This window comes from Prosthecobacter sp., from assembly GCF_044378005.1.
Classification (GTDB): domain Bacteria; phylum Verrucomicrobiota; class Verrucomicrobiia; order Verrucomicrobiales; family Verrucomicrobiaceae; genus Prosthecobacter.
In genome coordinates this window covers 1-15,757 of record NZ_JBILYB010000074.1, presented here as the reverse complement: position 1 = coordinate 15,757, position 15,757 = coordinate 1, and the positions used below count along the sequence as shown (strand labels likewise).

Sequence of the window (15,757 nt, the reverse complement as noted above, 5' to 3'; positions counted from 1 at the left end):
GCAACGGCACGCGGTGCCCATCATAGACGACGTCGTGCGAATGCGGCCACCTGACGTGGGCCTATCTCGCACGGCAGGCCTTCACAAATCTCGTTTCCTGTCCAAAAAAGCCACCAGCTCACCTCGTACGGTCACTTTGACATGATTTCCCCTGCCCTTACGCGCTTCACGACCTTTGGCCTTCTGCTTACCAGCACTGCCGCTAGCTGGAGTGCGCCCTCGTCCGAGGCTCTGAAGTTCTTCGAGTCGAAGGTGCGCCCGATCCTGGTGGAAAGCTGCCAGGAATGCCATGCGGAGAAGAAGCACAAAGGCGATCTGCGGCTCGACAATCTGCCCTACATCCTGCGCGGTGGTGAGCAGGGGCCGGCTATCGTGCCGCACAAGCCGGACGTGTCCCTTTTAATCAAAGCGGTGAGCTACGCGGACAAGAAGATGGAGATGCCGCCGGATGGGAAGCTTTCGGACGAGAAGATCGCCGTGCTGAAGCAATGGATCGCCATGGGGGCACCCTGGCCGGAGGCTGAAGTGGCGGCGGCCAAGCTGCCGCGCAAAGCGGGTGAGTTCTCTGCGGAGGACAAGGCTTGGTGGGCCTTTCAACCGGTGAAGGAACCCAAGGTGCCGCAGGTAAAGGGCGTGGGGAATCCCATTGATGCCTTCATCGCAGCGAAGCGGGCCGAAGCTGGACTAAAAGCGAGCGCTGAAGCATCGCCCGAGGAGCTGATCCGTCGTTTGTCCTTCGATCTCACCGGTCTGCCGCCGACACCGGAGGAGGTGGCACAGTTTGTTCGCGAGTCGGCCAATGGTTCCGACAAGGCTGAGCATGCTTATGAGGCGCTGGTGGATCGTCTGCTGGCCTCGCCTCGCTTTGGCGAACGCATGGCGCAGCATTGGCTGGACCTCGTGCGCTACGCGGAATCGGAGGGCTACCGCCTAGATGCGTATCGCCCGAACGTGTGGCCTTATCGCGATTACGTCATCGAGTCCTTCAACCAGGACAAGCCTTACAACCAGTTCGTGAAGGAGCAGCTCGCGGGCGATGAGATCGCTCCGGGAGATCCGAAAGCGGAAGCGGCCACGGGTTTCCTCCGCCACACGGTCTATGAGTACAATCAGCGCGACTCGGAAGGCCAGTGGCTCACGATCATGAATGAGGTCACGGATGTGACGGCGGACGTCTTCCTGGGCATGAGTGTGCAGTGCGCGCAGTGCCACGATCACAAGTTTGATCCCATCCTGCAAAAGGACTACTACCGGCTGCAATCCTTCCTGGCGAACATCACCTGGGCGGAGGACAAGAAGTATGCCACGCAGGCTGAACTGGAGGCACACGAGAAGCAGCACCAGATCTGGCTCGAAGCCACGAAGGAGCCGCGAGCGGTGATCGATGGCATCATTGAGCCGCGCATCCAAAATGCGCAGAAGAGTGCCATGGAGAAATTTCCCGAGGAAGTCGTGGCCATGTGGCGGAAGCCGCGTGAGCAGCGCACGCCGTATGAAGAGCAGATCGTGCAGCTCGCCTGGAGGCAGGCGGAGTATGAGCGCGAGCGCTTCAAGACAGACAAGATCAAGGACCCCGAAGCCACACAACTGCGTGAAGCGCAGGCGAAGCTGGCCGAGTTTGACCATCTCAAAGCGAAGCCCATCCTCACGACTTACGCGGTCGGTGAAACAGGACCGGTGGCACGGGATGCGAAGTTTAAAACACGTCGCTCGGGAGAGATCGAGGCCAAGCCCGGCTTCCTCAGCATCCTCGATCCAAAAGATGCCGTCATCCCTGCCGCCAAGCCCGGTGCGAAGACCAGCGGACGCCGCAGCGCGCTGGCGGATGGCTTCACCCAGGCTGACAATCCGCTCACCACACGTGTGATCGTGAACCGCCTCTGGTCTTGGCACTTTGGCAAAGGCATCGCCGGCACGCCGAGTGACTTCGGTCGTCTCGGCGAGGCTCCGACGCATCCCGAGCTGCTCGACTGGCTGACGACTCAGTTCATCCAAGGTGGTTGGAAGATGAAGCCGCTGCACAAGATGATGGTGATGAGCGCCGCGTATCGCCAAAGCGCGATGCTAACTGACAAAACGGCCATGCAGACTGATCCCGAAAACCGCCTGCTTTGGCGTTTTCCACCACGCCGTCTCGATGCCGAGCAGGCACGCGATGCCGTGCTAGCAGCGAGTGGCGAACTCGATCTCACGATGGGCGGCCCAGGCATGGAAGCTTCGAAGCCACGCCGCAGCATCTACACCCGCAAGATCCGCAACACGCAGGATGAGTTCCTCCAAAGCCTTGATGCCCCTCCCGGCTTCTCCAGCCTGCCGACTCGTGATGCAACGACGACGGCGACGCAGAGCCTGCTCATGATCAATGGTGACTGGCCGCTGGAGCGCTCACGCAGCATGGCGACACGCTTGGTCACGGAGAAACCCGCGAATGACAAAGCCCTCATCAGCCGCGCCTACTCGCTGGCCTTTGCCCGTCAACCCACAGCCCAGGAAGCGAAGGATGCACTCGCCTTCCTCACTGCCCAGCGCACACGTTTGAAGAAAGACCTGCCACCACCTCCGGCTGGCTTGCCCGCCATCGCCGATGCGAAGAAATTCTTCGGCGAGCCAGCCCCAACCAAGACCGTGAAAACACTCTGGATGGAACCCGGCAGCAAGAGCGAGAAGCTGCGCGTAAACACGACCAGTGGCATCGAGGGCAATGACTTTGCCATCGAGGCGGTGGTGAATCTGAACTCGCTTTATCCAAGCGGTGCCGTGCGAACCATTGCAGCACGCTGGGACAATGACAAAGCCACGCGCGGCTGGGCCTTTGGTGTCACGAGTGAAAAGTCGGCCTACAAGCCGAACAACTTGATCGTTCAACTCGTGGGCGAAGATTTCCAGGGCAGCCTTGCTTATGAAGTGGTTGCCAGCGGTCTGCGCATTCCTTTGGGCAAGCCCTACTATGTCGCAGCGACGATCCACAACGAACCGGCTGAAGGGCAAAAGTTCGGCGGTACGATCACCTTCTACGCACGCGACCTCAGCGATGCTTATGCACCAATGCAGACCGTGACGGTGCCACATCAAATCTGCGGCGGTTACGTCACCCCAGAGCGTGCGCTCTACATCGGCGGACGTGAGAAGGACAAATCCAGCCTTTGGCACGGTGCCATCGCCCGTGTGGCCTTGCGCCAGGGCCCTCTGGATGCAGGCAAGCTGATGAGCTGGGTCGGCATGAATGATCCGACCTGCCTCGTCGATGTGAACGCTGATGCAGCCACCGAGCAGCTCAAGACGGCGTGGAAATGGGAGTCGAACGCTCCGGCGGCGTCAGCCAAAGGCAGCATGGATGCGAATCGCGAAGCCATCGCCGATCTCTGCCATGTGCTGCTAAACGCGAACGAGTTCTTTTACATGCAATAAGCCAACTCAAGCGGCCACGACCTCGCGCAGCACATCGCGGTGCAGTTCCTGGGCGCGCTGGAAGTTGGCGACGACGCCCTGCGTGATCGCATTGAGGGTCGCGAGGACATTACGCCCGGATTTGGCGTCGGCCTCGAAGCTGAGGTGCGGCACGGGGCGGTTGTTCATGAGGAATTCGAGGTATTCCACGGGGGCGATGTTGGGCAGGTCGCGCTTGTTGTATTGCAGCACGAGCGGGAGGCGGTCGATGCTGCTGCCGTTGAGGCGGAGATTGGCTTCGAGAGACTGGAAGGCGTGGATGTTTTCCCGCTGGCGATCCATCTGGCTGTCGGCCACAAAGACGACGCCGTCGGCCTGACGCAGCACGAGCTGGAGGGTGGCGTTGTAGGTGACCTGACCGGGGACGGTGTAGAGGTGGAAGCTGGTCTTGTAGCCAGGCAGGGCGCTGCTTTCCACAGCGAGGAAATCAAAGAAGAGCGTGCGATCCTGGGAGGTGGAGAGGCTCACGAGATCGCTTCGCCCCTGAGGGTCGAGCTTGGCGTGGATCTGGCGCAAGTTCGCGGTTTTCCCGCTCAGCGGGGTGCCGCAGTAAACGATCTTGAAGCGGATGGTCCGGGCTTTGGGATCAATGGCTGGCATTTAGGAGATCATGCGGGAAAGCTCGCGCGCGATCAAGGTAATCTTGTCCCGCAGCCCGAGCGTGGGTTCTGCGTCGTGCAGAACGCCGAGGATGGCTCCTTCGGGGAAGCAAAAAGTCATCAGGCGGTCACCGGAGTTCATGGTGAAGGTCTCCGCGCCGTCGATGCCGATGAGCGGGGCGAGCGTGCGCAGGTGCTGGGCGAGCGAGGATGCCTGCTTTTGAAACTCACGTGCCTGGGGTTTATGAGCGCCGATGTGGGAGATGGACCGCCCGTCATGCAGGCAGACGCAGGCGGCGATGCCGGGAAGTCCGCAGGTGAGCTCGACGACGCGCTGGGCAGAGAGATCGGAGTCGGTGTCGAGCAAAGCACGAAGCACGATCTGGTCGGGATCAGCATCGTGGGTCTGTACACCCAGGCTGGAATTGGAGGCAGAACGCGAGGTAGATGCAGGACGCTGAACCGGCGGCTCAGGTTTGATGCTCCGGGCCGGAGGAGCCGGACGCATGGGCGGTTCATCGTCCTCCAGACGTGGTGGGATGAAGGGGCGAACTGATGGCGGCGGAGCTTCCTGATACTCGGCAGACTCATCGAAGAATCTTCCTGAAGTAGGCGGAAGATCGATCACCTGTGGCGGACGTGGGCGCTCCGCTGCAAATTCGCTTTCGTTGGCTTCCATCGCTGCCGCTGCGGCTGCGGTGCTCCAGTTCATTTCCGGCACAGTTGGCTTGCCGAGTAATTGTTCACTGCTGAAGCCTCCCTCCACAGGAACTTCGGCGGGTGGAGTGAATGGCTGAGCCAGGTTTGGGATAAAAGGACGGGATTCTGGCGGACGCTCGGGTGAGAGCAATGTCGCATGCCCGGCTGGAGGAAGGAAGGCTTCGCTGGTCTGCGGAACTGCCTGGAAAGACGGTTCTGAGGGTGGCTGGAATCCGGAACCTCCGGCCATTGGGAAAATAGGGCTGACCGAAGCAGCAAAAGGATCTTGGGCACGTGGTGCCGATGAGCCAGCCTCGGTAGCCAGAGAAAACTTGGGAAGTGCTCCTGTTGCCGGGGCGGGCGAGGGCATCTGGAATGGCGACCCGAGACTTGGAGCCTGGGGAGGCGGTGACATTTGGGCAAATGGCGAAGACTGTGCGGCGGGATTTCCCCCAGGCGCTGCGCTCGGTGAGCCAAAGCCAACGGGAGGTTCCACACGCATCACTCCGCCTGATGGGGAACCACCACTCGCTGCTGACAGTGGCCCAGTGGCAGATGCTGGCGGGATCGATTGCCCCAGGCTGCCAAGGTTTGGCAGGGTTGGGGGAGCGGCATTGCCTGCCAGCGCGTCTTGCAGCATGGAATGCTCGACCCGAATTTGAAAGTCTCGTCGGGCTGTGTTGAGAACATTGCGGAAACCCACATCCGTGATGCCATCCACCAGCAGACCGAGCTGGGCCAGTGGCGTGGACATTTCAGACCACTCGCGGATGGCCTGGGACGAGAGACTCGTAGTGATCCAGGCAGGCACGATCATCGGATCAAATCCAAGTTCCGCCGAAGTGTAGTCTTTGACCAAACTGGCCATGCTGATCCGCACTGCCCCCCCACTGGCGGGGAGTCCGCCGCCCCCCTGCATCACTGCCTGCACTGGAGGCATCCCTGGTGGTGCGGCCACCAAGCGAGGTCCGGCAGGCAAAGCATCGGGAGCCGGTTGACCGGTGGGAACGGCCTTGTCGCCAAAAATGGCTCCAAAAGGTGAACCGCATGCCGCTCCAGGATGGGGAGCGGCGGAAGGGGAAGCACTTGCAGTCGCAAACGGAGATGCCTGGGCAGCGGGTGGCGGTGCTGGGGCCATGGCAAAGGGCGATGCCATGGCTGATCCAGAAGGTGTAGCCTGCAAAGGCTGGGTCATCACGGGAGGTGCCTCCTGTTGGAACCCGAATGGTGACGAGCCAGGCATCCGAGCCGTCGCGCCAGCGGGCAAAAAAGGAGACTCGGCTACGTTCGCATTCATCGGAGCAGCCCCAGTCATTTCAGCCCCCACGGCAGCAAACGGACTCATCGGAAAAGCAGGAGCGACCGCCCCCAGCCCTGCGCTGGGCGGCAGTGAAAGATGAGTCTGCATAGCGTCACGACTGGGGACATCCGCCAGCGGAGGGGGCGGCCCCTGGCGTCGTGGGGGAAGCTGGATGTTTCCTAAACTGCCCGTCGTCGGAGACGCGCCGCCCATCATGGTCCCCCCATTGGCAGACGGAGGTGCTGCGGAAAAAGGAGACGCCGACATCACGGCTGGCGGTGCCTGATCATTTCCCCCGCCCGACTGAGAGGCGGCGATGAGACGTGGCAACTTCGAGGCGGGGAGTGGCACGAGCCGAGGATCCTGCGGAGAAACCGGTGTCTGAAACAGCGCCGGGCAGACGCGATATATCTCGAAAAGTGGCACCGCCGCCCGCCCACTCCGCAGAGCTTCATCGAGCACCTGACTGGAGATCGTTACCGGCTGCTCAGATGGAAGCGCACCCGCTCTGGCGATCTCCGGAGGCAGTTGAGGAAGTACATCTCCGACCGTCAATGGAACACTCGTGCCTTGATTGCTTGTCACGGAAAATGGCGAAGGCGAGGCCGAAAGAGGCGCTTCTCCCATCGCAACTTTGAACATGGGAGTGCCAAACGGGGAGGAGCCATTCAATGGGGGCGACATAGCTGACATCATAGCAGGAGCTGAGGAGGAGTGATCCTGTCCGCCGGTCACAGCCATCGTCGCAGCATCACCCTGCTGACTTGGATCAGCAGTGCCTTGGAACATGCTACGAAACGAAAAACTCATGGAGGCGAACTAGTTCAGTGCGCTATTATATCAGAAAAACCTGTTATTACAGTAATTATAGAAAAACAGTCAAACTTTGCGTTAATTAACTTAGAATAAATATCAACCTTATCCAAGTCGAGTGTTTTCTTCTTTGGACGCAAGCGCTCCTCCCACTTCACCGAATCCGACGCACACGAACAAACGCCACGCGTGTGGTAACACCGTTGCTGCCGAAGATGTCGGGAAGGCCGAGGCAGTGGACGCTGCCGGGGGCGAGGCGGAGGGCACCCACGCACCATTCATCGAACTCGTGTTTCGCGCCGGGATAGTCTTCCTTTTCGGTGGCGGCGATTTTGAGGGTCTCCTCCAGGCCGGGCTCGATGGGTTTGGCGGTGGAGAGGCGGAGGGTGACCTTGAGAGCGGGGATGCCCTCGACCTCCTCGCTGAGATCGGTCTCGAAATGCAGCCCGACGGGAAGTTCCTCCAGCGCAGTGGGCCTCATGCGGAAAGGGGCATCGGGCTCCGGGGGATCAAACTCGGTGGCGGTCATGTAATCCTCCGTTACTCGCAGGCGGCCTTCGGAAGCAGGCCACTGACGCATTATCGCGTGGGCCTTGAGTTTGGCGCTGCCGCTTTTCAATCGCTGCTGGGTGAAGGTGGCAAAGTCCTCGGACTTTACCTGCTGCCAGGCTTTCGCATCAGCGGCGGGGATTTCGAAGATGAGGGCTTCGATTTCATAGTCGGGCTTGGTGGCTTTCGGCGCTGTGTCGCTGGCGGGGCGGTGGGTGAAAAGGAGCACGGTTTCATGCCCCGGCAGATCGCTAGCGGACATCACCTCAGGAATATCAGCGACGGCAACCAAGTGGGTGCCGGAGAGGGCGGCGGCATTGGTGCGACTGTGGATGGAGAGCTTCCGAAAGCGCGGCTCCCACATGATGGCCTCGGGCACATCGCGGGCGAGCTTCCATTCCGTGCGGGCAGGGGAAGCCAGGTCCTGGGTCAGCGAAAAATCTTCTCCCTCCAGTTCGAAGCTCGTGCCGACAGGCATTTCATTCCAAGCGGAGGGAATGCTGGGCATCTCGGTGGGATAGGCGTGATGTCGAGTGCTATTCTGATCCCGACGGTTGAGTTGGTTGGCCGAAAGCGTGCAGGTGACCACATGGGCCTGACCTAACTTGACTTGCGCCACCAGGTCGCGAAGCAGCGCTTCATCTTTTTCCGGCTGACGCGCGGCGAGCAAGGCCTGCGCTTTCTCCTGATCCAGCGCGATGCCGAGGACGAGCAGGGGCGGCTGGGCGTGCGAGGCGTAGATGGGTGCCAAGGGATCCACCGGGGCGAAGGGGTCTGCGGGCACAGAAGATACTTCGGGCGGGGCAGGTGGCAGGATCTTCGCGTTCAGCCGCTGCGCCACGGTGACATCAAGCCAGCGCCCTTTTCTCTCTGCTCCCCAGGTCTGATCCGCGGGCGACATCATGGCGACGAGGTGCGGCGTGGCATCCCTGAAAGCGACCTCTCCGAGGATCTTCTGATCGAAGCGATCATACCAGTCCATCCAGCCATGAACCGCTTTGCCGGTGGGCTTGTAAGTCTTGCGGTCATAGACATGCAGCCACGAGGTGGGCCACTGCACGGCGACTGGAGCGCGCGGCGAGAAGGAACTGATCCACACATCATCTGCGTACTCGAGCCGAGTGCCTGCGAGCGCGGTTTCAAAGCTGGCGGGCAGTTGATACAGCATGTCGTAGTTCGGGTTCATCTCCGAGGGCAGCCAGCATTCGAAACCGGACTGCGCCTGCGTGCGGACCCACTTCGCTGCGGTGGTGGTCATCTGTGAAACCACGCTGGCGCGTCCTTTCTCCTGGAGCCGTTTGATCAAGGCCGCATCGCTCGTCTCGCCGTCCAGCAGCCACTCGATCATGTCCAACTCTGGCACGCGATAGATCGTCTGCCGGATCTCCACATCTGGTGCTGGAGTGCTGTCACTGCCGCCTCGGAGAAAGACCACGAGCCGTGTTTCGGCGTCGCTGGTCGAAGGAAAGCTGGCGATCACACGCTCGTCCTTCGATGCCGTCACCTCGCCCTGCCATCGCAGGCGCTCGAAGCGCGGGGCCGTCACGCTGAGCTTGTCACGCTCCGCCCCTTTTGCCGCTGTGGCATATGACATGGACTGCATCTGCGGCGGTTGGATGTCATGCCTCAGAGTGAGGCGCAGCCTGAGTTCCTTGGTCTCGACTTTCTCCACGCGCACTTCGGTGCCGATGAGTTCCTGGATGGTTTTCTTCGCGATGACCTCGCCGGCGGTTTCCCCGAAGTCATAGTTTTCCACGATGCCGCGCTCCTGGCCGTGACGCAGGATCAGTTCCTCCGTTGCTTTCAGCTCTCCGCTCAGCTCCACCAGCGTCTTCGCCTGCAATCGCTCACGCAGCCCCGTTTTGTCAGTGGCGGATTCACGCTGCCAGTCGTTTTCCTTCACGGCGGTGATCGTCACGATGATCTTGTCCGTGGCATCCTGCGTGCAGGCAGTCTGACACAACCCAACGGCGACAATAAGGATGCTCCAAGCCAGCAGGCGGGTGTTCATGCTGCCTGTTTACCTGAAAAACTGCCGGCGAGGCAATGCGGAATGCTCCCGCCCTCGCTTTTCCCACTCGATCCTGAAATTTCACCGAGCCCCCCTGGGGATGACGAACAAGCGATTGACCGAACGCGGGGTTCCACCTTTGATGCCTCCACGCGCCTGAGCGGCGCGTTGTTAAGCAATCAACAAACCGCACCCCACTTATCTCATGGCTCTTACCGTCGGCACCCCTGCCCCTGATTTCACCGTCACCACCCTCGGCGCCAATGGCCCCGAGCTCTTCACACTGTCCGAGCACATCGGGCCTTCGAACATCCTCCTCCTCTTCGTCCCGATGGCCTTCACCGGCGTCTGCACCAAGGAATTCTGCGAGATCTCCAACGGCATCAATGAATACACCGCCCTGAATGCCAAGGTCGTCGGCATCAGCGGTGACAATCCCTTCGCTCAAAAGGCCTGGGCCGAGAAGGAAGGCATCACTCTCCAGCTCCTCAGCGACTACGATCACAAGATCACCACCGCCTATGGCGTGGCCTATGACGCCTTCCTGCCTGCCAAGAATCTGATCATGGGCGGCGTGCCGAAGCGCTCCGCCTTCATCATCGACAAAGCGGGCGTGATCCAATACTCCGAGGCTCTCGAAAGCCCCGGCGACCTGCCAAACTTCACCGCCATCAAGGCCAAGCTGACCGAACTCGCCTGATCTCAACGGATCCGACTCATCCCGCCCCGGTAGAGCCCCGCGCTCACCGGGGCTTTTTTGTTTCTCCGAAAGCAAATTACTGCCAATCCACCCTTTCGCTGGCATGGCCTGATTCTAGCGTTTACAAGTCGCCCCGCCCTTCGGCGGTCACAAAAGAATCTATGTGCGGCATCGTAGGCTACATTGGCAAGCGGCAGGCCAGTCCGATCCTCCTGGATGGACTGAGCCGGCTGGAATATCGCGGTTATGACTCAGCGGGCATCGCCCTCCTGAACGGCGGCGCGAGCGTAAACATCATCAAACGCGCGGGTCGCATCGACAACCTGCGCGCCGCCGTGGCGGAACTTAGTCATCAGGGCTCCACCGGCATCGCCCACACCCGCTGGGCCACCCATGGCGCTCCCACGGATGAAAACGCCCACCCCCACCGCGACCAGAGCGGCAAGCTCGTGCTCGTCCACAATGGCGTCATCGAGAACTACCAGACGCTCCGTGACCAGCTCATCGCCCAGGGAGACACCTTTGAATCTCAAACCGACACCGAGGTGCTCGCCCATCTTGTGGGCCGTTACTTTGAAGCCTCGGATGAAACTGATGGGGCGTCACGCCTGCGTCAGGCTCTCCAGGCCGCCTTGGGCAAGGTCAAAGGCACCTACGGCATCGCCGTCATGCATGCCGAGGTCCCCGGCCTCATCATCGGCGCTCGCCTCGGCAGCCCGCTCGTCGTCGGTCTCGGCGATGGCGAGCATTATCTGGCCTCCGATGTCTCCGCCATCGTCGCCCACACCCGCGATGTCGTTTACCTCAATGACCACGACATCGTCAGCCTGTCGGATGAGCGCTACGACGTCGCCAGCATGGCCGGTGGTGGCATCGCTCAGGTGAAAGTCAGCCGCATCGAGTTCACCGCCGACGATGCCGAAAAGGGCGACTTCCCGCACTACATGCTCAAAGAGATCTACGAGCAGCCGCAGTCCCTCCGCAACGCCATGCGTGGCCGCCTTTCCCGCGATGACGGCACCGCCATCCTCGGCGGTCTGAACATGACCCCGCAGGAGCTGCGCGGCATCGACCGCATCATCCTCAGCGGCTGCGGCACCGCCTTCCACGCGGCCATGGTCGGAGAGTATGTCATCGAAACTCTGGCCCGCATCCCGACCGAGGTCGAGATCGCCTCCGAGTTCCGCTACCGCAATGTCCCGACGGACAAGAATACGCTGCAATTCGTCTTCAGCCAGAGCGGCGAGACCATCGACACCCTCGCCGCCCTCCGTGAGGCAAGGCGCAAAGGCATCCGCTGCCTCGGCGTCGTGAACAGCGTCGGTAGCACCATCGCCCGCGAAAGCGACGGCGGCTGCTACATCCACGCCGGCCCCGAGATCGGCGTCGCCGCCACGAAGACGTTTACTTCGACGGTGATGATGGTCACGCTTTTGGGCATGCTCTTTGGCCGCATCCATCACCTCAGCAGCGCCGACGGCCTTGAGATGATCGACGAACTCGAAGCCATCCCGGACAAGATCACCTCCATCCTCAAGCAGGCGGACAAAATCAAAGCCATCGCCGAAAAGCACGCCAATGCCGAAGGCATGCTCTTCATGGGCCGTCAGGCCAATTACCCCGTCGCCATGGAAGGCGCGCTGAAGATGAAGGAGATCAGCTACATCTATGCGAGCGGCCACCCGAGCGCCGAGCTGAAGCACGGCATCATCGCCCTCGTGAAGCCTGACATGCCCAGCGTGTTCATCGCGCCGGACGACGCCGTCTTTGATAAGAACGTCAGCAACATCGAAGAAGTGCTCGCCCGCAAAGGTCCGGTCATCGCCGTCACCACGGAAGGCCGCACCGAGCTGGAGCGCCTCACCGAAGACGTCATCTACGTCCCTGATTGCCCGAGCTATCTCAGCCCGCTGCTCACCGTCATCCCGCTGCAACTCTTCTCCTACTACACCGCCGTCGCACGTGGCTGTGATGTGGACAAGCCGCGCAACTTGGCGAAGAGCGTGACGGTGGAGTAATCCCTGCGGACTGCGACAGGCACGTCGTAGACTGGAAGGGTTGGGGGTGTGATCCGACCCGTCCCCCCGCCAAACACATCCCAAGCAGCCTTCCCGATTCCCCTCACAAGGTTTTGACGACCTGCACCGCCGGGTAGCTCGTTCGGTTCGATCAGCCATGAAGGCATGGTCCCGGAGCCCCGGCTCAAATTCCCCATGCCGCCATCCGGCGTGGGGGACGGCAGTCTCCGGTGACCCAATCCCTGATTCAATACGCCACCAGACAGCCCCCGACATCTCAGCCCGAGATTCGGCCCAGCAGGTCAGCGTCGTCGGGGTGTCGATTCCTGATTCATTGCGCCACCTGGCAGTCTCCGACATCTCAGCCCGAGATTCGGCCCAGCAGGTCGGAGACTGCGAGGTGCCGATCCCTGATCCATTACGCCACCTGACGACTTTTGAAACGCCAGCCGGGAATCCGGCGTGGGTCGGGGGAGACTCCGGGGAGCCAGTTCCTGATCCATTGCGCCACCTGGGGGACTCTGGCACCTCGCCCGGTGACCCGGCGTGGCGGGTCGGAGGCTTCGGTGCCCCAGGCCCTCATCCATGACGTCCCCCAGGAGACTGCGGAACCTCAGCCCGGATTTCCGGTCTTGCCTTGGGAGACTTCCTTTGGGTAAAACTTGATTCATGGCCAACCGCAGCCGTTCACCCGCCGCCGCCAACGATGCCGGCGCACAGTCTCGGGATCTCATCTTTGCCCTGCTGGCAGATCCGGTGAGGCGCCGCATCCTCGAGCTCCTCAGCGACGGAAACCCGCACAGTGCCACGAGCTGTGCCCGGCACGTCCAGCGTCGGCTGGATGCCGCCCTGAAGCACCTCATCGCCCTCCAGGAAGCCCGCGTCATCACCACCCGCCCCGACCCCATGGACTCCCGCCGCCAGCTCTACACCCTGGCCGAGCACATCCCCGTTCGGAAATCCGAGTCCGGGCCGGTGGAGATGGACTTCGGCTGCTGCCTGCTGCGGCTGTGAAGGCGGAGTTTGTGGAGGGTGTCGGGGGCTGGCTGGCATCCCTCCGGGATGCCTGGACATCGTCGGGGTGGACGCGCCGTGACCGGTGGTCATGGTCGCTGAGGCTCCCATGACCCCCGGCTACAAGCTGGCATCCCTTTGGGGATGCGGTTACACGCGCGGGGCACGTGGTGCCCGGCGGTGTTGCTTCGCTTGACCTCCGGCTGGCATCCCTTTGGGATGCGTTGATGCCGATACGCTGACCTTCGAAATGCGGTGTTCATGATAAGGCGAACGCATCGTCAGGCTGCACTTTGGGATCGCTTGATGCCGGAGGCATCCCAGCTTGTAGCCGGGGGTTGAGCCTCGCGAAGCGGGCGATACCCCCGGAGCCAGCGAACCGACTCACGCCACGAAAACGCATCCCGGAGGGATGCCAGCGCGGCCCGGTCTCTGCCCATCAATCAAGATACCGCTCATCAAACTCGACCCCCGACTTCTGGAGGAACTCGATCAACTCCTCCCGATACGCACAATGGCGATGATGCTCCTCTTGGTGGGCGATGTATTCCTGCACCGCCTGCCGAACCGACGCGCTGACGGTGAAAGCCCCGTAACCTTCCTGCCAACGGAACTCGGGATTCAACCCATTCTCCGCCACCCAGATGGATGAGGCCTTTTTCAGCTCACGCATGAAGTCCGAGAGGCAATGCGTGGGTTTCAAACCGACGAGCAAATGCACATGATCCGCCACCCCGCCGATGCCCTGCGGCGTGCCGCCAAGACCATGGACGACTCCACCAAGATATTCATGAAGCCGCGCGCTCCATTCTGGGTGGATCATCGGTTCGCGGTTCTTCGTGGCAAACACCAGATGATAAAGAAGGCAGGTGTGCGTGGAGGGCATGACATGGCATGGTTTGGAGTGAAAGAACGGTGCTGGCATCCCTGTCGGGATGCGTGGGCACATCGGAGACGTGGGTGATCCTAACCGGTGGTATCGCTACGCTCAACCACCGGCTACCCGCTTTCATCCCTCCGGGATGTGGGTGGGCACGTGGGCTTTATGACTCTTCTCTGGTGGTGTTTTGTGATCTTCGTCCGGCGGTATCGCCACGCTCAACCACCGACTACAGGCTTTCATCCCTCCGGGATGCGGGCGAGAGCGTGGGCTTTATGACCCTTCTCTGGTGGTGTGTTGTGATCTTCGTCCGGCGGTATCGCTACGCTCAACCAGCGACTACGGGCTTTCATCCTTCCGGGATGCGGGGACACATCGACACCACGAATCACAGATGCCGGAGGCATCCCAGCCTGTAGCCGGTGATTGAGCGAAGCGACATCACCGGTCACGACGAGGACAGCCTCAGGATGCCACCGCATCCCGGAGGGATGCCAGCACGGCTCGACAAACACCCTCACCCCACCCGGCTCACCCTTGTCCCATTCACGCCCTCGCGGAACAACTCGTCCTTCAATCGGGTGCCGAGGCCGGTGCCGGTGGGGAGCTGGGCGTGGCCGTTTTGGATGACGGGGAGGGTATCGACGAGCTTGTGGTAGAAGGAGCGGATGTGGGCGCGGACGCTTTCCTGGAAGACGACGTTTGTCGAGGAGGCGGCGAGGTGCAGGCCTGAGAAGAGGGTGAGCGGGCCGGTGCAGTCGTGGATGGTGGAGGGGATGTTGTAGGTCTGGGCGAGGTCGATGACACGGCGGGTCTCGCTGATGCCGCCGTTCCAGGTGGGATCGACCATGCAGTAGTCACAGGCGCGCTCTTGCAGCACTTGCAGGTATTCTTTTCGCCCGAGCAGCATCTCACTGGCGGCGATGGGCAGGCCGGAGCGCTGGCGAAAGTCGGCCAACGTGCCGACGTGATCGACGCGCAGGACATCCTCTAACCAAAGGGGTTTGATCTCGCGCAAGGCCTCGGCGATGCGGAGGGCGGCGGGCAGGTGGAAGAAGGCGTGGCCTTCGATGGCGATGTCCATCTTCATGCCGACGCGGTCGCGGATCTCGCGCAAGGGCTTCATGGCTTCCTCGACATCGGCCCAGGAGATGTGCAGGCCGCCGCTGCGATGCGCGGCGCGGTCAAAGGGCCAGAGCTTCATGGCGGTGATGCCTTCCGCGAGCAGTTCTTCGGCGAGATCTCCAGCGGCGAAGTGGGAGGACCAGTTGTCCTGAAGCGGCCCCTTTTGACCGATGTCGCCATAGCCTGGCCAACCGGGATGACGCGGGCTTTCCCCTGCCCCGGCGACGGCGCCATAGCTGGGACCGCCGCTGGTATTATAGACGGGGATGCTCTGCCGCACGGGACCGCCCAACAAACGATAGACGGGCTGACCGCAGGCCTGCCCCAAGATGTCCCACAGGGCGAGATCCAGCGCGGAGAGCGCGCGCATCTCTGCACCGGGATGACCAAAGGGGGTGCAACGCTCATAGAGGAAGCGCCAGTGGGACTCGATGGCGAGGGCATCGGCCCCGAGCAGGCGCTCGGCCATCCAGTCATGGATCAGCGCGGCGATGGCGTGCGGGGTGTAGTAGGTCTCTCCGCAGCCGATGAAGCCGTCGTCCGTGTGAATGCGGACGAGCAGCAGGTTTGGCATGATGCTGGAGGGAATGCAGGTCTCGATG

The 15,757-nt window shown here is 61.6% G+C and carries 9 protein-coding genes; 4 read left to right on the top strand and 5 right to left on the bottom strand.

Going from position 1 to position 15,757, the window contains the following annotated elements; genetic code table 11:
* Positions 1 to 141: 141 nt before the first annotated feature.
* Positions 142 to 3,408, top strand: coding sequence for a PSD1 and planctomycete cytochrome C domain-containing protein (locus tag AC6FTP_RS14925; RefSeq protein ID WP_497207714.1), 3,267 nt, complete (start codon positions 142 to 144; stop codon positions 3,406 to 3,408).
* A gap of 6 nt (positions 3,409 to 3,414) precedes the next feature.
* Here AC6FTP_RS14925 and AC6FTP_RS14920 read toward each other — a convergent pair whose 3' ends face one another.
* The 3 genes from AC6FTP_RS14920 to AC6FTP_RS14910 all read right to left on the bottom strand — a co-directional run bounded on the left by AC6FTP_RS14920 (position 3,415) and on the right by AC6FTP_RS14910 (position 9,418).
* A complete protein-coding gene (locus AC6FTP_RS14920; RefSeq protein ID WP_497207713.1) occupies positions 3,415 to 4,047 on the bottom strand; it encodes a GTP-binding protein in 633 nt (210 codons plus the stop codon).
* Positions 4,048 to 4,758: a hypothetical protein gene (locus AC6FTP_RS14915; protein ID WP_497207712.1), complete on the bottom strand. Its 711-nt coding sequence runs from the start codon at positions 4,756 to 4,758 to the stop codon at positions 4,048 to 4,050.
* A gap of 2,254 nt (positions 4,759 to 7,012) precedes the next feature.
* Complete coding sequence (locus AC6FTP_RS14910; protein WP_497207711.1) at positions 7,013 to 9,418, bottom strand: hypothetical protein; 2,406 nt, start codon at positions 9,416 to 9,418, stop codon at positions 7,013 to 7,015.
* Between the two features lie 205 nt (positions 9,419 to 9,623).
* Between AC6FTP_RS14910 and AC6FTP_RS14905 the strand changes: the two genes are divergently transcribed.
* The 3 genes from AC6FTP_RS14905 (at position 9,624) to AC6FTP_RS14895 (ending at position 13,150) form a co-directional block, all read left to right on the top strand.
* Positions 9,624 to 10,118, top strand: a complete 495-nt coding sequence (locus tag AC6FTP_RS14905) for a redoxin domain-containing protein (RefSeq protein ID WP_497203266.1) — start codon at positions 9,624 to 9,626, stop codon at positions 10,116 to 10,118.
* 161 nt (positions 10,119 to 10,279) lie between these two features.
* A complete protein-coding gene (gene glmS, locus AC6FTP_RS14900) occupies positions 10,280 to 12,136 on the top strand; it encodes a glutamine--fructose-6-phosphate transaminase (isomerizing) (protein WP_497207710.1) in 1,857 nt (618 codons plus the stop codon).
* 669 nt (positions 12,137 to 12,805) lie between these two features.
* Positions 12,806 to 13,150: an ArsR/SmtB family transcription factor gene (locus tag AC6FTP_RS14895; protein WP_497207709.1), complete on the top strand. Its 345-nt coding sequence runs from the start codon at positions 12,806 to 12,808 to the stop codon at positions 13,148 to 13,150.
* Between the two features lie 439 nt (positions 13,151 to 13,589).
* On the opposite strand, the gene tnpA is transcribed toward AC6FTP_RS14895, so the two are convergent.
* Positions 13,590 to 14,036 carry an IS200/IS605 family transposase gene (tnpA, locus tag AC6FTP_RS14890; RefSeq protein WP_497207708.1) on the bottom strand — a complete coding sequence of 149 codons (447 nt, stop codon included), beginning with the start codon at positions 14,034 to 14,036 and terminating at the stop codon, positions 13,590 to 13,592.
* Positions 14,037 to 14,547: 511 nt separating this feature from the next.
* The coding region (locus AC6FTP_RS14885) for a mandelate racemase/muconate lactonizing enzyme family protein (protein WP_497207707.1) at positions 14,548 to 15,757 on the bottom strand (1,210 nt) is incomplete at its 5' end.